Raw genomic sequence first — 19567 nt, forward strand, 5'->3', positions numbered from 1 at the left:
CGCTTTCTGGTGGATTACCGAACCAGAGCATCCTCGGGCAGGTCGAAAACCTGACCCGGATAGATCCGGTCCGGATCGCGGATCTGGCCGGTGTTGGCCTGATAGATCGTCGTGTATTTGAGCCCTTCGCCATATACGCGACGTGCGATAGTCCAGAGGTTGTCGCCGCGGCGAATAATGGCCTTGCCGGAGGCAAAACGCTGCGCATCCGGATCTCCCAAGGATACGGCGACCATTGTCGGCACAGCAGGCTCATCCGAGACCGTTTCCGCAGGCGTCTCAACCGGCTCGGCCAGTGCCTGCTGTGGTTCCGCCGTGGTGGGCGCGTCAGCGGCAGGAGGGGCAGACGCCGGTTCGGCCGTTACGGGCTCTGTCTGCTCAACCGATGCAGCTTGCTCATCAGGTGCTTCACGCGCCGGTTCCGACTCTGCAACGACCGGCTCAGGTGTCTCAACTGGCGGGGGCGCCTCCTCCTCGGCTGCAGCCACGTCGGGTTCGATCGCAGGCTGGTCAGGCGTCACCACCACAGGCTCGACCGGAGCGTCTGCCGCGGGGACCGCGGCTGCTGGAGCGGCGGTTTCGGGCGGCGAAGCAGGTTCGCTTTCCAGCGCTGGTGCTTGAGCAATATCGACCGACGTTTCGGCACCCGGCACTTCCACGACGAAATTAACTTCGGCGCGCGCGATGACTTCAGCGGAGTTGGGTTGTAGCAAGTCCACGCGCACGCGCTGGCTGGGCGCGTCCAGCACCGGACCGGCCTCGACCAGCCAGCGACCACCTTCAATCGTTGCGTCCGCGACGAAGCTATCGTCGACATAGAGGCGAACAATACCACCCTCGGGCCCGGCACCTGCAAAGAAGGTGCGGTCATTTTCGATCTCAATGGCATCGATGGTTGGCGGCACCACCGGCGCTGCCGCCAGCGTTTCGGCAGCCTGCTCGGCGACCGCTTCGGCGGCCGGATCAGGGTCCGTTGCAGCGATCTGCGGATCTTCGACGATTCCGGCTGTTGCCGCTGGTTCCGGCTCGGTGGCGGAGGCAGGCGTCGATTCAGGCTGTGGCAGAGTGGGTGCGGCTGCCTCCTCGGCCTCCTCGGCGGGAATGGTCTCTGCGGCTGGCACAGGGGTGTCGGTAGGGGGCTGCGCCTCATCTGCAGGCTGGGCATTGGTCACAGGCGCGGGCGAAACCACCGCTTCGTCCTGATCCAGGGGCTGTGCCGGTTCTGCAGGTGCCGGCGCTTGTGTTTCCGGTTGCCCCGCTACGTCCATCTCAGCAGCTTCGGTTGGTCCCGACGTGTCGACACCGGTTTGCGCTCCGGTGGCCGTTTGGGCGGGCGCAATGCGGCTTTCGTCTGCAGGAGGGGATGCGGGCTCGGGGCTGGCCGGTTCGGCAGCAGTCTCGGGCTCAGCGGCGGGGACGTCGGGTGCGAGCGGCGCGGTGGTTTGCTGGGACGCAGCAGCTTCGGAAGGTTCGAGCGCTTCGAGAGCCTGCTGTGGCTCAACGGCCGTGAGTGGCACAGCCGGCGCATCTTCGGACGCAGCAGGTTGTGCCGGAGCCACCGGATTCGCGGCAGGACGATCCTGAGCGGGTTGCAGAGGATTTGCAGCAGGAGCTAGCGCCATCTGCGTGGGCGCGTTCAGGCCCTGCAGCACTTCGCTGGCCTCGCCCGGCGTACTGGCGACGACCAGAGGCTGGCTGGATTTGTCCTCGTTGATGACGACGATAAAGGAGTCCTCGGCGCTGCCGGGCTTGCCCTCTTCGCCCAGCGTGATTTCCATTCCGCCAGGCGGCAGCGGCGCATCGGGTACGAAGACCCAATCACCGCTCGATTCCACCTCGACGGTTCCGAGCAGTTCTCCATTGGCGAACACTTCAACGCGACTGCCTGGCGTACCGCTACCAGCGATAACAACCGAGCCGTCGGGTTCGGCGCGCAGCAGGCCGAACGTGGCGGCGACAACCTGATCGACGTCGGCTTCAGCCTCCGCCTCTATAGGTGGCGTGACATCCAGTTCGGGTTCGGCAGGCACCGCTTCTTCGACACTGGCGACGACTTCTTCGGCGGGCGCTTCGGTCTCGGCAACTGCAGGCGCAGGCGGAGCCGGGATAAGCCCGACTTCAACCATCTTACCGCGTAGGCATTGCCCCATACCGTCGGGGCTGTTGAAACAGGTGACAATCGATGGACCGGACAGAACGCCTAGAACAACGAGTAGAGTGACTGCCGCTGCCCCGATCGTCAGAGCCAGAGGTCGTTTCGGAGCGGTTTCGGCCAGTTTGCCCTCCCGGTAAAATTCAATCAGCCGGCGAGTGTTCTCGCCCGGCTGGCGTTTGCCCCCAGTGTCGAATCCTGTGCCGCCTCAGTCTTCAACAGCTTGTATGTGATTGATTCATACAGAGCTTCAAACGAGGCATCAATGATATTGGGCGAAACGCCGATAGTTACCCAGCGCTCACCGCTGCCGTCTCGGCTCTCGACCAGTACACGGGTGACCGCGCCCGTGCCGCCGTCCAGGATACGCACTTTGAAGTCGACCAACTCCAGATCTTCGATTCGGGAGGAATACTTGCCCAGATCCTTGCGCAGGGCCTGATCCAGCGCGTTGACTGGACCATTGCCCTCGGCCACCGACATCAGCAATTCGCCATCGACCCGGATTTTGACCACGGCTTCGGTGACTGTAACTTCCTCACCGAGGGCGTTGTGGCGCCGCTCGACCATGGCGCGGTAGTGTTCGACGTCGAAAAAATCGGGCAGCGTGCCAAGAACGCGGCGCGCGAGAACCGCGAAGGACGCATCGGCGCCGTCATAGGAGTAGCCGCGGGATTCGCGTTCCTTGACAGTGGCGAGCAGCTTTTCCAGCTTCGGATCGTCCTTTTGCAATGCAATGTCGTGTCGGGCCAATGCGGTGAGCAGGTTGGATTTGCCAGCCTGCTGTGACACCATGATGGAGCGTTCATTGCCGACGCTTTCGGGCGGCACATGCTCATAGGTAGAAAAATCCTTGAGCAGGGCCGAGGCGTGGATGCCTGCCTTGGTGGCAAAAGCCGATGCGCCAACATAAGGCGCCTGCCGCGCGGGCGCGCGGTTGAGCCGGTCGTCGAAAGCGCGCGAAATATGCGTCAACTGTTCGAGATGGTCGGGCGTGATGCCAGTTTCGAAGCGGTCGGCATAATAGGGTTTGAGCGCCAGGGTCGGGATCAGGGTCACCAGATTGGCATTGCCGCAGCGCTCGCCCAGGCCGTTCAGGGTGCCCTGCACCTGGCAGACGCCGGCTTCAATAGCGGCCAGAGCGTTGGCGACGGCCTGGCCGGTATCATCATGGGGATGGATGCCCAAGCGATCCCCGGGCGCGATGGTCATCACGTCCGCAACGATCTCGCGCACTTCCGAAGGCATGGTGCCCCCATTGGTGTCACAGAGCACGACCCAGCGCGCACCGGCCTCAAGCGCCGTCTTCACGCAATCCAGGGCATAGGTGCGGTCGGCCTTGTAACCATCAAAAAAGTGTTCGAGATCGACCAGCACTTCCTTGTTGCCGTCCGAGGCGGTGCGCACCGAGTCGGCAATGCCTTCGAGGTGTTCGTCGGTGCTGCAGCCAAGCGCCAGCTCGACCTGATAGTCCCAGGCCTTGGCAACATAGCAGACGGCCTCTGCCGACGAATTGACCAACCCCATCACGCCGGGGTCATTTGCGGCCGAGCGCCCTGCCCGCTTGGTCATGCCGAAGGCGGTGAAAATGGCTTTGTTCGTGCGCTTTTTTTCGAAGAAGGCGGTGTCGACGGGATTGGCACCGGGATAGCCGCCTTCAATATAGTCCACACCAATCTGTTCGAGCATGCCGGCAATGGCAATCTTGTCCTCGAGCGAGAACTCAATGCCGGCGGTCTGCGCACCGTCGCGCAGGGTGGTGTCGAATAGATAAAGGCGTGTGCGGGACATTGGGGGCCTAACTGGGCTTACTGTTTCTTGGGCCAGACTTCGGTGTCGTGGTCGGGATGCTGATGCGATGTTGCCTGAATGGCGCTCCACCAGTCTTCGCGCTCCGGATCTTCGGTAATGCCGCCATGCTCGATGGATGGCAATGTGTCGAACCAGGGCACGCGGCTTTCATTGCCGGTATTGGCGTGGGGCGGGAACTGCTCGGGATGGTCGAGAGCTCCGACCATGAAATTGACCCGATCGCCCTGGCGGTCGTCGTAGAAGAGCGGCGTACCGCAATTGGCGCAGAACCCTCGGTCCACGTGTTCTGAGCTGCGAAAGCGGCTTGGCTCCCCCCGCGTCCAGGTGATGGCATCGCGCGGCGCGGCGACCAGGGCCGCAAAAATATTTCCGGCGGCCTTCTGGCACATGCGACAGTGACAGATGTGGGAATTGTCCAGCATCTCGGTGGCATGGAACCGCACGGCACCACATTGGCAGCCGCCGCTGACTTCGATCTTGTAGCGTTCCATCACCTTCTCCCTCCGAGGCAAAGTGTCATCGCTTGACCTCCCACTTGGTCTGACGCTGGCCGTTCTCGTCCTTGTAGTCCATCAGGGCGATGCCCTGTTCGGCGAGCTCGTTGCGGATGGCGTCGGCCTTGGCGAAGTCTTTGGCGTTGAGGGCGGCAAGGCGGGCGGTCACTTGCGTTTGGACCGCGCCAGCCTCCACATCCTCGCCGGAAAACCAATGTGTTGCCGTATCGGTGAGCAAGCCAAGCAAGGCCGCGCTGGCCTTGAGCGAGCGCATGGCTGGCGCGATACCCTTGACTGCTTCGGCGCGCAGTTCATGCAAGGCTTGGACGGCTGCCGGGGTATTTAGGTCGTCATCAAGCGCGTCGACCATGCCGGCACATAAAAGTCCGCCCTCGGCCGTCACGTCGCCCACCGCACGGTACCAGCCGTTGAGCAACGCTTCAGCTTCCTCCAACCGTCGCACCGTGAAATCGATCGGCTCACGATAATGCGTCATCAGCATCGCTAGCCGCAGCACTTCGCCGGGCCATTTGCGGCCGCCGAAGGCTTCGGTTTCGAGCAGGTCGTGGATGGTGAAGAAGTTGCCCAGCGACTTGCTCATCTTCTGGCCTTCGACCTGCAGAAAGCCATTATGCATCCAGACATTGGCCATGGCGTGCGAGCCGTGGGCGCAGCGGGACTGGGCGATTTCGTTTTCATGGTGCGGGAAGATGAGATCGAGGCCGCCTCCATGAATGTCGAAGGTTTCGCCGAGATAGCGCTCGGACATGGCCGAGCACTCAATATGCCAGCCGGGGCGGCCGCGACCCCAGGGGCTGTCCCAACCGGGTTCATCCTCGGACGATAGTTTCCAGAGCACGAAATCGGCGGGGTTGCGCTTGTGGGTGTCGATGGCGACGCGGGCGCCAGCCAGATTGTCTTCGAGATTGCGGCCTGAAAGCTGGCCGTAATCGGGCATGGAATCGACGGCGAACAGCACTTCGCCGTCCGCCTCATAGGCATTACCCTTATCCAGCAAACGCTGGATCATCTCCTGCATCTCGACGATGTTTTCGGTGGCTCGGGGCTGTATCGTCGGCTCCAGGCAACCCAACGCCGCTACATCCTTCTGATATTGCGCTGCGGTGGTTTCGGTGACCTTGCGGATCGCCTCGTTCAGGGGCAGGTCAGGATGATCGCGCAGGGCACGGGCGTTGATCTTGTCATCGACGTCGGTGATGTTGCGCACATAGGTGACGTGCTCTTCCCCATAGGTGTAGCGCAGCAGGCGAAACAGCAGGTCGAAGACGATGGCGGCGCGACCATTGCCGATATGGGCGAAGTCATAGACCGTGGGACCGCAGGCATAGAGGCGCACATTGTTCTCGTCCATCGGCACGAAGGGCGCCTTGGTCCGGGTGAGCGTGTTATAGAGAGAAAGCTGCGGCTTTGCCGGGGTCATCGCGGGGTCCTGTGGGCCATACGGTATTGCTCTGGCGGGAGAGCCTCTATCCGTTTTCAAACCATCAGGATGAAGAAGACCGCTCCGCCAACGCTGGGGTTAGCAGGTAATAATGCAGCAGGTAATGGTGCATGCGGTGTTCATGGCGCGGAGATTGGCCGCGCGGCCCGAAGAAATCAAGTGCAAATAAAAAGAGGGCGACCCGAGGGCCGCCCATTCGCTTTGGAGGCGATAGATTCGAATACGCGCGGGGCAGCTACTCCGCCCGGAACTGCTGGTGGCACTGGCCGCACGTGCCCATCAGAGACTGAAGCGCGGTCGCATAACCATCGGCATCGCCGGCCTCAGCGGCAGCAAGAGCCTCAGCCGCGGCAGTTTCGCTGGCATTGGCTATGGCGACAAAGCCCTCCCAGTCCTCCCAGATGGCGGGAAGCGCTTTGGTGTCGCCGACAATCGAACCTTCAGGAAAGAGGTCGGGAACGTGGCTGAAATTGTCGCGCAAAGTGGTCATGGCGGTAACCGCCTCGGCCCCGGAGAGACCGCGAGCGGAGCGCAGGACGCCGCCATTTTCCTTCATAAGGGCCTGGCGCATCTCTACAGCCTCTTCGGCTGTTTCAGGCGGCGTGAAGCCATCCTGGGCGATGACGGCAACGGCGCCGAGAGCCAGAAAGGTGCCGATGGCGGCTGCGGAGACCAATTTCATCATCGTCTTGTTCCCTCGAAAATATCCTGCACCGGACGGGTCCTCATCCCACGCCCACACGATTGCACGGCTTGGTGACAGTCCCAATGTGCACACGCGAATGTGACCAGCTAATCAGACAGCAGAAAGACTGACTGTTCGATGTCGCCAAATATCGAATGCCCGGCTGCGTCCACGGCCCTAATGCGCACCTGATCTCCCGGCTTGAGAAAAGGTGTGCGGGCCCGGCCATATTTGGCCTTTTCGGCGGTGCGCGCCTCGGCAATGCAGGCAAAGCCGATGCCGTCCGATTTCAGCGGAAGGGTCTGGTCGTGCGGGTTTGAGACCGTACCGCCTCCAATAATGGTGCCTGCCGACAGATTGCGGGTGCGCGCCGCCTCGACGATCAGATCTGCAAAGTCAAAATGCATGCCGATACCGGCATTTGGTTGACCATATAGCTTATCATTAACCTCGATGCGGATGGGCAGATGCAGGCGATTGTCACGCCAGTTCGCGCCAAGGCTGGCCGGGGTCATCGCAATGGGCGCAAAAGCGGTGGACGGCTTGGCGTGGAAAAAACCAAAACCGTTCTGGAGATCATCGACCACCAGGCGGCGCAGCGACACGTCGTTGAGCACAGTCACCAACCGAATGGCTGATGAGGCCTGCTCGCGCGTCGCGCCCATGGGCACAGCCCCGATAATCACGCCGACTTCGCCCTCAAAATCGAGTGCCAGATCGTCGCTGGGCACCACGATGGGTGCGGTCGCTGCCAGGAGTGAATCGGAGCCGCCCTGATAGAGCAGCGGACGGATGGATTGCAGTTCTTCGTCCTTGCTGCCCTTGAGCGACCGGACACGCTCGAGGTGGCTCATATAGGCTGAACCATCAATCCACTGATAGGCCCTGGGGAGAGGCGCATGCGCTGCCTTCGGGTCGAAGACCTGGCCGGTGATCTCGTCCGCATCAAGCTGTATCGCAAGCGCCTCCAGGGCAGGTTCGGCCCGCTCCCAATCATCCATGGCAGCCTGGAGATTGGGCGCAATGCGTCCGGCCGAAACACACCGGGCCAAATCGTTGGAAACGACCACGAGCTGGCCATCGGGACGGCCATTGCGCAGGGTGGCGAGTTTCATGCGATCTCTCCTTAAGGCGTGTGTTGCCCGGACGCGCTACCGCGGGGCAAATCATGTCGCTATAATGTTGCCATGGACGTTAAAGCATTATCCACGGCGTTAGAATCGGTTTGACGCTTCAAGCCATTGATTTGCTGCAAGATCCATCAACGGCCCTAAGGCGCATGCGGGTTCGGCCTCCGCAAACGGGAATATGGCGTGAATATCACTTTGTCGGGGCTTCGCCCCCTTATCTTGCTGATCCTGGCGGCGATCGTGCTGGTGCTGGATGTCGATGTCGCCCATGCACAGGCCGCGCAATGCCGGCAATTGCAGTCGGCCCTGGCCCAGTTCGACCGCAATGGTGATTTTCGTCAGCTAGGCAGCAATTCCAATGCGGCGCGCCAATTGCAGCGCCAGGTTCAGCAGGCCGAAAGCCGATATATTCGCGAGGGCTGCAATGACGATGCCCGCGCCGGACGCACGTTGAGCCGCAGCTGCCAGTTAATCGCGCGCGACGTGCTGAGCCTGCGGGATGACTATGCCCAGCTCAGCCAGTCAGTGGAAACCGCCAATGCTGTGGCCCAGCAGCGCGAGGCCATCCTGCAGGAAATGGCGCGCTTCGGTTGCAATTCAGGGTCCAACGCGACGTTCACCCGCGAGCGCCAGAACATTTTCGACCGCATTTTCGGCACGACGTCAGAGGGCGATTTCACCAATGGTGATTTCGTCGACGGCGGCGACTATTGGGGCTATCAGGGCTACAACACTGTGCGCACCGTATGCGTGCGCCTGAGCGATGGGTATTTCTGGCCGATCAGCTATGCGACCCTGCCCGACTATCTCGGCAATGATGCGATCAGTTGCCAGCAGATGTGCCCCAATACGGCAGTCGAACTCTATTACTACAATAATCCGGGCGAAGAACCCGAGCAGATGCGCAGCGTCAATGGCGTGCCTTACGCATCCCTGCCGACGGCCTTTGCCTACCGCAATGAGTTCGACAAATCGGCCAGTTGCCACGCTGCGCCGACCGCTGATGGGTCGGTGACAGTGGTGGCGACCGCCGATGGCAGCAGCCGGGCAATGCTGGATATCAATGGGGTGCGCATCCCCATGCCGTTGCGGGATCCGCGCGGCGTTGCGCCGGTGCAGGCAGCCCCGGTGGAAGCTGTCGCGACCGTAGCCCTCGTTGATGTGCCCCTGCCCCGTCCGCGTCCCGCCGGACCGGGCGAGATTGCTCGTCAGCCAAGTGCGCCAGTGACGCCGGAACTGCGGATCGTCCAGCTTGGTGGCAAGAGCGTCAGGGTAGTCGGTCCAGACACGCCTTACGCCCGAGCAGGACAAGCAGGGACTTGAGTTCGGGACCGTCATGACGGCCTGTCAGGGCCATGCGTAGCGGAAGAAACAGCCCCTTGCCCTTGCGCCCGGTGCTCGCCTTGAGGGCATTGGTCCAATGGCTCCAGGTTGAGTCGTCCCAGGGTTCGGGGGGCAGCATGGCCTTGGCCAGGGCCAGGAAGTCGCGATCCTCCTCGGCCACGACCGGCTCGACCGGACCGGTCAGCAGCTTGGACCATTCCACGATGTCAGGGAATTTGACGAGGTTTTCCCGCAGCAAGGTCCACATGGCCTCGCCTTCCAGCCCAAGCGCGCTGAGGCGCGGCGCTGCATCCGCATAGGGCATCGCATGCAGCATGCGGGCGTTGAGCGTGTCGAGTTCGGCAGGATCGAACCGGGCAGACCCATGCGAAATCATCGAGAAATCAAGCTTTTCGGCGATAGCGTCAAGGTTGTCATAGACCTCTACCGGCAGGCCGGTGCCGGTCAGGGTTGCGACAATGGCTATGGCCAGCGGCTCGTAGCCCTCTTCCCGGAAATCGGCGATCGACTGGCTGCCCAGACGTTTCGAGAAGCCCTGCCCCTGCGCGTCGGTCAACAGGTTATGATGGCCAAAAGTCGGCGGCGTTGCACCCAGGGCCTCGAAGATTTCGATCTGGGTTCCCGTATTGGACACATGGTCCTCACCCCGGATGATGTGGGTGATATCGAGGTCAATGTCGTCGACGACGGATGGAAGCGTATAGAGGTAGGACCCATCCGCACGGATCAGCACCGGGTCAGACATGGATGCGGTATTTACCGTCTGCGGTCCCTTGATGAGGTCGTCGAACTGCACCGGGCGACCATCGAGCCGGAAGCGCCAATGCGGCGTGCGGCCTTCGGCTTCGAGACGGGCGCGATCTTCCTCGGTGAGGTTCAACGCGGCGCGATCGTAGATTGGGGGCTTGCCCAACAGACGCGCGCGGGCCCGCTTTCGGTCGAGTTCTTCCTCGGTTTCGTAGCAGGGATAGAGGCGGCCGGCGGCAACCAGACGATCGCGGGCGGCGTCATAGAGCGCTGTGCGCTCGGACTGGCGCACCAGCAGGTCGGGCTGAATCCCCAACCAGGACAGGTCCGCTTCGATGCCATCGGCAAATTCGCGGGTAGAGCGGGCGTGGTCAGTGTCGTCCATGCGCAGCACGTAGCGGCCGGCATGGCGGCGGGCAAAATACCAATTGAGCAAGGCCGGACGGGCGTTACCCAGATGAATATGGCCGGTGGGGGACGGCGCCCAGCGAACGGTTACACTCATCCTATTGTCCCGTCCTTGTAGCCATTGGTGATGGGATATTTGCGCCCCTGCCCAAAGGCGCGAGGCGTAATCTTGGGGCCCGGCGCGGCCTGACGGCGCTTGTATTCAGCAATGTTAAGCAGACGTTCGATGCGCTTGACCAGGGCTGCGTCATGCCCGCGCGCCACGATGTCGTCCAGCGCCATTTCCTCTTCCACAATACAGGCGAGGATATCATCGAGCACCGGATAGGGTGGCAGGCTGTCCTGGTCGGTCTGGTCGGGGCGGAGTTCCGCGCTGGGGGCCTTGTCGATGATGGATTGGGGGATGACCTCTCCTGCCCGACCCAGGCAATCGCCCGGCAGGTGCTTGTTGCGCCAGGCGGCCAGAGCGTAGACATCCATCTTGAACATGTCCTTGAGCGGATTATAGCCGCCATTCATGTCGCCATAGATGGTGGCATAGCCCACGCCCATTTCGGACTTGTTGCCCGTGGTCAGCAACATGGAGCCGAGTTTGTTGGAGACGGCCATGAGGATGGTGCCGCGCATGCGCGACTGAAGGTTTTCCTCGGCTATGTCGATGGGGCGATTGCCGAAAATGGGCTGCAACTCATTGAGCGCGGTGTCGACCGGATCGCCAATGGTGACGATGTCATAACGGACGCCGAGCCTGTCGGCGCAGTCCCTGGCATCCCGCAGGCTGGTTTCGGAGGTGTAGCGATAGGGCAGCATGATGGCGTGGACCTTCTCAGGCCCGAAAGCGTCGGCGGCCATGGCGGCTACTACGGCACTGTCGATACCGCCGGAAAGGCCCAGCACAACATGAGAGAACCCGTTCTTGAGAACGTAATCGCGCAGGCCGAGCACGCATGCGCGCCAGGGCGCTTCCTTGACCGAGGTCAACTCTTCGATCCGGCCGTTGTTGCAGGTCCAGCCAGCGTCGGTGCGGACCCAATCGGAGACGATGAAATCGGGTTCGAAGGACTTGCCTTGCAGGACCAGCTTGTCGCCCGGCTCCATGGCAAAGGATGCGCCGTCAAAGACCAGTTCGTCCTGACCACCGACCTGATTGAGATAGAGCATGGGCACGCCGTCTTCGGCCACGCGGGCGCGCACCAGGTCCTTGCGGATATGCTGCTTATTGGTCCAATAGGGCGAGCCGTTGGGGCAAAGCATGATCTCGGCGCCACGCATGGCCAAATGCTCGCAGACCGGTGTGTGCCAGACATCCTCGCAGATCGGAATGCCTACTGAAACGCCCTTGATTGTGACGGGCAGCGGCAGCGGGCCGGCCTCGAAATAGCGCGGCTCATAAAACACGTCGCTATTGGGCAATTCGCGCTTGTAGCGGATGGCCGTGATATCGCCGTGTTCAGCAACCAGAACCGCATTGTGCAAGCCCGTGACGTCGAGCCAGATAGTCGGCAGAATGAGCACCACATCGGTGCCCTTGGTATCGGCCACCAGCGCCCGCGCGGCACCGATGGCGTCCTTTATGAACTGTTCCTTGAACAGCAGATCGTCCGGGAAATAGCCGGTGAGGAACAATTCGGACAGCATCAGGATGTCGGCTTTTGCGGCCTTGGCGTCGTCCAGCGCCTGGCGCGCGAGCGCGAGGTTTCCGGACAAGTCGCCCACCTTGGGATTGAGCTGGGCGAGCGCGATGCGAAGCTGGTCGGTCACTGGAAGCTGGCCTGGGTGCATGGAACAGGACCATCCGGTGTGAAGCCGGATGCGGCGCAAGGATTAGCCGCTCACCCCGGCAAGGGCAAGCGGCGCAGGCGGGAAGCGGCGATGCGGGCTGGGCAGACGACTACTCGCCGGCCAGACGCTGTTGGCGCGGCGGCTTTTGCGCGTGCACTTCTTCGGCAACCAGAAAGGCCAGCTCCAGCGCCTGGCTGGCATTGAGGCGCGGGTCGCAATAGGTATTGTAGCGATCCGACAGCGTTGCTTCGGTCACTGCAGAGACGCCGCCGACGCATTCGGTGACGTCGTCACCGGTCATCTCGATATGCACGCCGCCGGCGTAACTGCCCATTTCGCGGTGCACATCGAAGAAATTCTTCACTTCTGCCAACACACGGTCGAAGGGGCGGGTCTTGAAGCCGGTCGACGCCTTGATGGTATTGCCATGCATCGGATCGCAGCACCAGACCACCGTGCGGCCAGCCTTCTGCACCGTTTCGATCAGGCGCGGCAGGTGCTCGTGCACCTTGTCGGCGCCGAAACGTGAAATCAGGGTGATGCGGCCAGCTTCGTCGGTCGGATTGAGCCGGTCGAGCAGGCGCAGCAGATCGTCATTGGACAGGCTCGGCCCACATTTGATGCCGATGGGATTTTTGATGCCGGCGAAATATTCGACATGGGCCTCGTCGGGATCGCGGGTGCGGTCGCCGATCCAGAGCATGTGACCGGAGGTCGCGTACCAGTCATTGGTGATCGAGTCCCGGCGGGTCAGCGCCTCCTCATAGCCGAGCAGCAGAGCTTCGTGGCTGGTAAAGAAGCTGGTCTGCTTGAGAGCCGGTGTATTGTCGGGATTGATGCCGAGCGCCGACATGAAGGTGATGGCATCGTCGATGCGGCGAGCCACTTCCTCGAAGCGCGCATCCCAGCTTGAGCCCTTCATGAAGCCCATGGTCCACTCGTGAATGCGGGTCAGTTCGGCATAGCCGCCCATTGAGAAGGCGCGCAGCAGGTTGAGGGTTGCGGCCGACTGGCGATAGGCCATCAGGAGGCGGTTGGGGTCAGGAACGCGCGAGGCTTCGGTGAAGGCAATGTCGTTGATGATATCGCCGCGATAGGAGGGGAGTTCAACGCCGTCGATGATTTCTGTGTCGGCAGAGCGCGGCTTCGCGAACTGCCCGGCGACGCGACCGACCTTGACGACCGGCTTGGACGCCCCATGGGTCAGGACCACCGCCATCTGCAAGAAAACGCGGAAGAAATCGCGGATATGATCGGCGCCGTGCTCGGCAAAGCTTTCGGCGCAATCGCCGCCTTGGAGCAGGAATGCGTCACCGGCTGCGACCGCTGCTAGGCGGGACTTCAGATCACGCGCTTCACCGGCGAACACCAGCGGTGGAAAGGTCGCGAGCTGGCGTTCAGCGTCCTGAAGGGCAGCCGGATCTGGATAGGCCGGCACCTGCCGGATTGGCTTCTCACGCCAGGAGCTCGGTGTCCAGGTAGTCATAATCTGTCTCGCTTCGGGCCGGCAGGAAGGGTCGGGGCGATCTAGCAAGCCAGAGCGCCGCTGCCAAGCAGAAAGGGTCAGACGCGTTTGCAGTCGCGGTAGGAATAGCTTGGCGATTTGAAGGTCACCAGCTCTTCGGCAGCCGAGGGATGCAGGGCAATCGTGCGGTCCAAATCGACCTTGGTGGCGCCCATGCTGACGGCCACGCCGACGAGCTGGATCATTTCGGCAGCTCCTGGACCCAGAAGATGAACGCCAAGCACCTTGCCCTCGTCCTTCTCCGTGATCAGCTTCATGATCATGCGCTCGGTGCGATCGGAGAGCGTGTTTTGCATGGGCCGAAAGCGCGAGACGTAAACATCGACATCGCCGTGGGTCGCAGCCTCTGCTTCAGTCAAACCGACGGTGCCGATCTCCGGCTCAGCAAAGACTGCGGTCGGGATCAATGAGTGATCGACCTTGAGCGGATTATCGTTGAACACTGTCTCGGCGAAGTACCAGCCTTCGCGGATGGCCACCGGGGTCAATTGGGCACGGCCAGTGACGTCGCCGACCGCGTAGATCGAGGGCACGGAGGTCTGCGAATATTCGTCGACGGCGACGGAGCCGTGCTCGGTGAGCTTCACCCCAGCGCTTTCAAGGCCGAGGCCGTCGATATTTGGCCGGCGGCCAGTGGCGAACATGACAACCCCGTAAGGAGCGGAGACACCGTCGCTGAACGTGGCAGTCACATCGTCACCGGTCTTGGCCAGCGATTTGATGGTGGTCTGATAAATAATGCGGACGCCGCGCTCGGTGAGCCCGGCTTCAAGACCGCGCCGCATATCCTCATCGAAGCCACGCAGGATGCAGTCACCGCGATAAATGATGGTGGTGTTGACGCCCAGGCCAGCGAAAATGGTGGCGAACTCAACCGCAATATAGCCCCCACCCTCGATGAGGATGGAATGGGGCAGCCTGGGCAGATCGAAGGCCTCGTTGGATGTGATGCCCAACTCGGCACCCGGAATATCGGGAACGAACGGCCGCGCGCCGGTGGCCACCAGAATATATTTGGCGCTCAGTTCGCGCCCGTCGCGCACAAGACGAACGCCATTCGGACCTGTCACCTCTGCACGGTCGCGGATGATCTCGACACCAGGCTTTTCCAGGTTGCTGGCATAGGCATGTTCGAGCCGGGTGATTTCCTTTTCCTTGGCAGCAACCAGGGTTGGCCAATCAAAGCTGGCGTCGACGTGCCAGCCAAAGCTTTGCGCAATGTCGAACTGGTCGCGGAAGCGCGCCGCGTAGACATAGAGCTTTTTGGGTACGCAACCGCGAATAACGCAGGTGCCGCCGACACGGAATTCCTCGACGATGGCCACCTTGGCGCCATAGGTCGCGGCCATGCGCGCAGCGCGGACGCCACCAGAACCGGCACCAATGACGATCAGATCGTAGTCGAAATCCATTTCAGTCCCCTGCTCGGTTCAGCGCATACCAACATGCCGACGCTCTATCGTCTAATGACGATGAATATAGTTTGGGCTTCGCACAAAAAAAGACCCCGCACAAGGCGGGGTCGGTATCCAGGCAATGCCATAGGAATCAGAGCTCAATACCCTGATCGCGCAGTTCGGAGCGCACTTTGGCGAAGAATTCGGTGCGCAGGTTGTTGGTATAAACCTGCAGCACGCGACGAACATCCGCGTTCAGCTCGGAGTTGGCGGTTGCCAGCTTCTGGCCCACCGGCGACTCGTAAAAGGCCACGATTTCGGTCAGTTCCTCGAGGGTGAAGTAGATCGCGTAAACGCGGGCAAACTGATCGAGCAGTTCGCCCTTGCGGCCGTTATAGGACTTGATGACCTCGCCAATGGCGTCGCTGGTCTCTTCCTGGATCTCCGGATTCTGGGTGATGATCTGGCGCATCGTATCGATGCCCATTTCCACAATTGTGGTTTCGAACACGGCGCCGCGGTCGGTCAGATCAATATATTTGCGTGCCATGGCAAGCTCTTCTGGCGCCACTTCCTGGGCAGAGGCCGGTACAGCGGCTCCAAAGGTGCCGGCAACCAGTGCAGCCAGTGCCATCATCCTGGCACTGCGTGCCCAGTTTCCAATATTCCACAATGCCATCTTGTCTCGTCCCACTCTGGTCAATTGCCCTTGAGAAGTGTTTCTACGCCATTCGGCGTTGCCACATAAGCCTCGCGGCACATTTTCAGGAACAGTCCATGCTGGACCACGCCCGGAATGTCCAGAAGCTCGTTTGAGAGGGCTTCTGGCTGCGAAATGCGGCCAAAAAATGCATCCAGGATGAGGTGCCCCCCATCGGTAAGGAATGGTTCGCCATTGCCGGAAGCCCGCAATTTCAGCTCGCCCTGAGCATTATGGTGCTTCATTATTGCCGCGACAGCATGCCGTGTGGCGCCGAGGCCGAAACGGTTGACCTCGATGGGCAGCGGAAAGCGTCCAAGCGCATCGACGATTTTGGAGCTATCGGCAATAACGATCATGGCGTCCGACGCCGCCGCCACGATCTTCTCGCGCAACAGCGCTCCGCCGCCCCCCTTGATGAGGTTGAGAGAAGGGTCGATTTCGTCTGCCCCATCAACCGTGAGGTCGAGGCGATCGAGGCTATCCAGATCGGACAGAGGAATGCCGCATTCCCGCGCCTGGCGAGCCGTGGCCTCCGAGGTGGGAACGCCGACAATATCCAATCCTTGCGCCACGCGCGCTCCGAGCAATTCCACGAAGTGCCTGGCGGTCGAGCCAGTGCCCAATCCCACCTTCATGCCGGAGGTAATTTCGGCGACGGCCCGAGCTGCGGCCTCACGCTTCAGCGCTTCGCTCATTGATCAGTCCTTTCGCCAATTTCGGCGGGTTTGGCAGCGAGGCACCATGACTGTCAAGCATCCGAAAGTCGCGTGTTCACGGATTGGTGACTCCAAGGTGTAACCGACTGGCAACACAATGTGGCGATGATGACGCATATGTGGCGGAAACTGGGCGGGTCCCTTTCGGCCTCGCACGAGACAAAGTAAGTAGCGCAAATAGTCGTGGACCCGAATCAGGGCAACGTATTTGAGAGGCCAAGTGGAAGCATGAGCATCACAAGAATTGTATTGGCGTTTGGCATGGCAGTTTTGCTGGCAGTCAGCACCGTACTGCCGTCAAGTGCGGCTCTGTGGTATAATCCGGAAACCAACAAGTTCGAGGAACGTTCGGCCAGTGGTCGGACCGGCAGCAGCTCGATCCGCAAGCAAATCGTCAACTACGAAACCAACCACAAGCCAGGCACTATCGTCATCGAAACCAGCGAACGCCGGCTTTATCTGGTGCTCGAAGGTGGCAAGGCGATGAAATACGGCATTGGCGTTGGTCGTGACGGTTTCCGTTGGTCCGGCACCCACCGCATCACCCGCAAGGCGGAATGGCCCGGCTGGACGCCGCCGCCGGCCATGCGCAAGCGCGTGCCCGATCTGCCGGCCTATATGCCCGGTGGCCCGGACAATCCGCTGGGTGCACGGGCGCTCTATATCGGCTCCACGCTTTACCGGGTGCACGGGACGTCCGAGCCCTGGTCCATCGGCCAGGCGGTGTCGTCGGGCTGCATCCGACTGACCAATGACGACGTGATGGATCTTTACGACCGCGTGCGGGTGGGCGCATTGATCGTGGTCAATCACTGATCCGAACAAGATTTTCGGAAAGAGCCGCCAATTTGGCGGCTCTTTTCTTTTGGGCGCTTTGCGTCAGCGAAGCAGAGGGATAAACTGAGGGCATGACCGGTTCGCCCACGCCCCAGCGCCCCCTTGTCGACAGTTTCGGCCGACGCATTTCCTATCTGCGTATCTCGGTGACGGATCGCTGTGACTTCCGCTGTGTCTATTGCATGGCGGAGGACATGACCTTCCTGCCCAAGAAGGATGTACTCAGCTTCGAGGAAGTCGAGGCCATTGCCGGCGCTTTCATTGCCCGTGGCACCACCAAGATACGACTAACAGGGGGCGAACCGCTGGTGCGGCGCGATATCATGGCCCTGGTGCGCAATCTGGGTGGCCGGATTGGCAACGGCCTGGATGAATTGACCATCACCACCAATGGCAGCCAACTCCAGAAACACGCTGAAGGCCTGTTTGCGGCCGGTGTACGTCGTCTCAATGTCTCGCTCGATACTTTGGACGCGGCCCGTTTTGCGCAGATCACACGGCGCGGACGGCTCGGCGATGTGCTGGCGGGAATTGGCGCAGCCCAGGCGGCGGGCCTGGCCATCAAGATCAACATGGTGGCGATGCGCGGCGTCAATGACCACGAAATCGAGGCCATGATGGACTGGGCGCATGGTGGAGGCATGGGGCTGACGCTGATCGAGGGGATGCCTCTTGGTGACGTCGGCATTGACCGGGTCGATACTTATCTTCCCCTGCGCGAGCTACATGACCGGCTGGCGCGCCGCTACAGCTTCACAAAGCTCGACAAGCGCACGGGCGGGCCGGCGCGCTATGTTCATGTCGCCGAGACAGGTGGAACGCTGGGCTTCATCACCCCGATGAGCCACAATTTCTGCGAGAGCTGTAATCGGGTTCGACTGACGGCCACCGGGCAGCTCTATCTGTGCCTGGGGCAGGATGATCAGGTCAATCTGCGCGATGCCTGGCGCAATGGCGGTGCTGAAGCCCTCGATGCTGCGCTGGACCACGCCATGATCATCAAGCCCAAGGGCCATGACTTCGTATTGGACCGGACGCGTGCGGACCCCGCCGTAGCTCGGCATATGAGCGTGACGGGTGGGTAAACCAGAGTTTTCGCCGGCAGCGCTGGACCAGGTTCTCGATAGTGCTTTTCCTCTCCGTGGACCATTACGACAGCTGACCGAAGGCGAGGAGTCCCGTGCTTTCGCCTTTGATTGCGGGGCAGAGGCTTTTGTCGTTCGTGTCAATGCTACGGCCCTCGGCTTCGAGATGGATCAGCTGATCGGTGCGGCGTTGTCCGAAAGCGCTATTCCGGTGCCGGAGGTCATGCTGGTCGCCCCTCTGGAGAACAATGCCTTTGCCTGTGTGTCCCGATTGCTGCCCGGTGACACGCTGCAGGCACTGCCTGAAGGCGGCGCGTTCGAATTTGGTCACGGCGTCGCCCAGGTGCTTGATCGGCTCGCCGCCCTCGACACGGCCACACTGCATCGTTTGGCCGCGTCCCCGCTGATGGCCGCGCGTTCAAGCTGGTCGGATTTCGTTGCCGCGGTCGCGCAGTTGGACTGGCGCCATACCGGTGCCGACGCGCGCGCTTCAATTGATCGCTGGGCAGAGCTGGTCGCTGGAAACGTCGCCAAGCTGCCGCAGCGCCGGGGACTGGTGCATGGCGATTTCGGATCGAACAATGTTCTGGTGCTGCGCGGCCTGGTCAGCGGGGTGCTGGATTGGTCCGAGGCCAGGATTGGCGACCCACTTTATGATCTGGCCAATGTCCTGTTCTGGCGAGGCTGGCTGGACTGCATGGAGCAGCAGTGCCGCTATTTCGAGCAGCGTGAACCTTGGCGCCTGGCAGAACCAGAGACCTTAAGCTTCTACCAATTGCAGATCGGGCTACTGACGCTGCACGAAGCATTCTCTGATGGCGATGTGCGGCTCATCGACTGGGCCATGCAGCGCTGTTCGGCGCTCGCTGAAGCGCTCTAGCGTCCCTCTGCACGCTCGATCAGTTCGACAAGCGCTCCGTCTGGATCCCGCACGAAGGCCACGCGCGTGATCATCTCGGTGTTATAGGCGGCGCGGGGCCGCTCCGCGATTTCGACTCCGGCTTCTTCAAGCGTTTCGATCATGGTGTCCACATCGTCATAGGCCAGCGTGATGTGACGAAAGCCGGCTTCGGAATGGGGCACATCTCGAAATGGCCCGACGTCTGAGGCGGGTGCAGCGATTTCGAGCATACCACCACCGGCGTCGAGAAAGGCGAGCTCGCCGCCGGCAGTGGTTCTGCGATACTTCAGACGTAGACCCAGCAATCCACAGTAGAAATCAATGGCGCGCTCCATGTCGCTCACGGTCATGCCGACATGTTCGAATCCGAGCAACATGGTTCAAAGC

The 19567-nt window shown here is 61.4% G+C and carries 17 protein-coding genes; 4 read left to right on the top strand and 13 right to left on the bottom strand.

What is annotated here, in order from left to right; translation table 11 throughout:
• Positions 1-14 precede the first annotated feature (14 nt).
• The 6 genes from GGR20_RS03060 to GGR20_RS03085 form a co-directional block, all read right to left on the bottom strand.
• A complete protein-coding gene (locus GGR20_RS03060; protein ID WP_183309731.1) occupies positions 15-2126 on the bottom strand; it encodes a LysM peptidoglycan-binding domain-containing protein in 2112 nt (703 codons plus the stop codon).
• A 173-nt stretch (positions 2127-2299) separates the two neighbouring features.
• Positions 2300-3943 (bottom strand): citramalate synthase, encoded by a 1644-nt coding sequence (gene cimA, locus GGR20_RS03065; protein ID WP_183309732.1) that lies wholly within the window; start codon positions 3941-3943, stop codon positions 2300-2302.
• A 17-nt stretch (positions 3944-3960) separates the two neighbouring features.
• Positions 3961-4455, bottom strand: a complete 495-nt coding sequence (locus tag GGR20_RS03070; RefSeq protein ID WP_183309733.1) for a GFA family protein — start codon at positions 4453-4455, stop codon at positions 3961-3963.
• A gap of 25 nt (positions 4456-4480) precedes the next feature.
• The gene (gene cysS, locus GGR20_RS03075) at positions 4481-5899 is read right to left on the bottom strand and encodes a cysteine--tRNA ligase (RefSeq protein ID WP_183309734.1); all 1419 of its coding nucleotides are present in this window, start codon (positions 5897-5899) and stop codon (positions 4481-4483) included.
• Between the two features lie 256 nt (positions 5900-6155).
• Positions 6156-6605 (bottom strand): c-type cytochrome, encoded by a 450-nt coding sequence (locus tag GGR20_RS03080; RefSeq protein ID WP_183309735.1) that lies wholly within the window; start codon positions 6603-6605, stop codon positions 6156-6158.
• Between the two features lie 107 nt (positions 6606-6712).
• Positions 6713-7720: a fumarylacetoacetate hydrolase family protein gene (locus tag GGR20_RS03085; protein ID WP_183309736.1), complete on the bottom strand. Its 1008-nt coding sequence runs from the start codon at positions 7718-7720 to the stop codon at positions 6713-6715.
• A 198-nt stretch (positions 7721-7918) separates the two neighbouring features.
• Here GGR20_RS03085 and GGR20_RS03090 point away from each other — a divergent pair, with 198 nt between their 5' ends.
• Positions 7919-9058 (top strand): DUF2865 domain-containing protein, encoded by a 1140-nt coding sequence (locus tag GGR20_RS03090; protein ID WP_183309737.1) that lies wholly within the window; start codon positions 7919-7921, stop codon positions 9056-9058.
• Here GGR20_RS03090 and gltX read toward each other — a convergent pair.
• From gltX to rpiA, 6 genes are all read right to left on the bottom strand, one after another.
• Complete coding sequence (gltX, locus tag GGR20_RS03095; RefSeq protein WP_183309738.1) at positions 9003-10331, bottom strand: glutamate--tRNA ligase; 1329 nt, start codon at positions 10329-10331, stop codon at positions 9003-9005. The genes GGR20_RS03090 and gltX overlap by 56 nt on opposite strands.
• On the bottom strand, positions 10328-12016 hold the full coding sequence (locus GGR20_RS03100) for an NAD+ synthase (protein WP_183309739.1): 1689 nt from the start codon (positions 12014-12016) through the stop codon (positions 10328-10330). The genes gltX and GGR20_RS03100 overlap by 4 nt, the downstream gene beginning before the upstream one ends.
• A 109-nt stretch (positions 12017-12125) precedes the next feature.
• Complete coding sequence (locus tag GGR20_RS03105) at positions 12126-13505, bottom strand: class II 3-deoxy-7-phosphoheptulonate synthase (RefSeq protein WP_183310057.1); 1380 nt, start codon at positions 13503-13505, stop codon at positions 12126-12128.
• A gap of 74 nt (positions 13506-13579) precedes the next feature.
• On the bottom strand, positions 13580-14953 hold the full coding sequence (gene gor / locus GGR20_RS03110) for a glutathione-disulfide reductase (protein ID WP_183309740.1): 1374 nt from the start codon (positions 14951-14953) through the stop codon (positions 13580-13582).
• A 136-nt stretch (positions 14954-15089) separates the two neighbouring features.
• The gene (locus GGR20_RS03115) at positions 15090-15617 is read right to left on the bottom strand and encodes a DUF2059 domain-containing protein (RefSeq protein ID WP_183309741.1); all 528 of its coding nucleotides are present in this window, start codon (positions 15615-15617) and stop codon (positions 15090-15092) included.
• A gap of 20 nt (positions 15618-15637) precedes the next feature.
• Complete coding sequence (gene rpiA / locus GGR20_RS03120; RefSeq protein ID WP_183309742.1) at positions 15638-16336, bottom strand: ribose-5-phosphate isomerase RpiA; 699 nt, start codon at positions 16334-16336, stop codon at positions 15638-15640.
• 255 nt (positions 16337-16591) lie between these two features.
• Between rpiA and GGR20_RS03125 the strand changes: the two genes are divergently transcribed.
• The 3 genes from GGR20_RS03125 (at position 16592) to GGR20_RS03135 (ending at position 19159) form a co-directional block, all read left to right on the top strand.
• Entirely contained in the window at positions 16592-17173 is a 582-nt protein-coding gene (locus GGR20_RS03125; protein ID WP_420827426.1) for a L,D-transpeptidase, read from the top strand.
• Positions 17174-17265: 92 nt separating this feature from the next.
• Complete coding sequence (gene moaA / locus GGR20_RS03130; protein WP_183309744.1) at positions 17266-18279, top strand: GTP 3',8-cyclase MoaA; 1014 nt, start codon at positions 17266-17268, stop codon at positions 18277-18279.
• Positions 18272-19159: a phosphotransferase gene (locus tag GGR20_RS03135; protein ID WP_183309745.1), complete on the top strand. Its 888-nt coding sequence runs from the start codon at positions 18272-18274 to the stop codon at positions 19157-19159. The genes moaA and GGR20_RS03135 overlap by 8 nt, the downstream gene beginning before the upstream one ends.
• Here the strand turns inward: GGR20_RS03135 and GGR20_RS03140 are convergent.
• Positions 19156-19557: a VOC family protein gene (locus GGR20_RS03140; RefSeq protein WP_183309746.1), complete on the bottom strand. Its 402-nt coding sequence runs from the start codon at positions 19555-19557 to the stop codon at positions 19156-19158. The two genes, GGR20_RS03135 and GGR20_RS03140, sit on opposite strands and share 4 nt — an antisense overlap.
• Positions 19558-19567 lie beyond the last annotated feature (10 nt).

The sequence above is a fragment of the Devosia subaequoris genome, from assembly GCF_014197055.1.
Lineage (GTDB): Bacteria > Pseudomonadota > Alphaproteobacteria > Rhizobiales > Devosiaceae > Devosia > Devosia subaequoris.

Bases quoted from the DNA above. Each gene is read 5' to 3' on its own strand.
- GGR20_RS03060 (WP_183309731.1), bottom strand. From the start codon at position 2,126: ATGGTTGAAGTCGGGCTTATCCCGGCTCCGCCTGCGCCTGCAGTTGCC.
- cimA (WP_183309732.1), bottom strand. From the start codon at position 3,943: ATGTCCCGCACACGCCTTTATCTATTCGACACCACCCTGCGCGACGGT.
- GGR20_RS03070 (WP_183309733.1), bottom strand. From the start codon at position 4,455: ATGGAACGCTACAAGATCGAAGTCAGCGGCGGCTGCCAATGTGGTGCC.
- cysS (WP_183309734.1), bottom strand. From the start codon at position 5,899: ATGACCCCGGCAAAGCCGCAGCTTTCTCTCTATAACACGCTCACCCGG.
- GGR20_RS03080 (WP_183309735.1), bottom strand. From the start codon at position 6,605: ATGATGAAATTGGTCTCCGCAGCCGCCATCGGCACCTTTCTGGCTCTC.
- GGR20_RS03085 (WP_183309736.1), bottom strand. From the start codon at position 7,720: ATGAAACTCGCCACCCTGCGCAATGGCCGTCCCGATGGCCAGCTCGTG.
- gltX (WP_183309738.1), bottom strand. From the start codon at position 10,331: ATGAGTGTAACCGTTCGCTGGGCGCCGTCCCCCACCGGCCATATTCAT.
- GGR20_RS03100 (WP_183309739.1), bottom strand. From the start codon at position 12,016: ATGCACCCAGGCCAGCTTCCAGTGACCGACCAGCTTCGCATCGCGCTC.
- gor (WP_183309740.1), bottom strand. From the start codon at position 14,953: ATGGATTTCGACTACGATCTGATCGTCATTGGTGCCGGTTCTGGTGGC.
- GGR20_RS03115 (WP_183309741.1), bottom strand. From the start codon at position 15,617: ATGGCATTGTGGAATATTGGAAACTGGGCACGCAGTGCCAGGATGATG.
- rpiA (WP_183309742.1), bottom strand. From the start codon at position 16,336: ATGAGCGAAGCGCTGAAGCGTGAGGCCGCAGCTCGGGCCGTCGCCGAA.
- moaA (WP_183309744.1), top strand. From the start codon at position 17,266: ATGACCGGTTCGCCCACGCCCCAGCGCCCCCTTGTCGACAGTTTCGGC.
- GGR20_RS03140 (WP_183309746.1), bottom strand. From the start codon at position 19,557: ATGTTGCTCGGATTCGAACATGTCGGCATGACCGTGAGCGACATGGAG.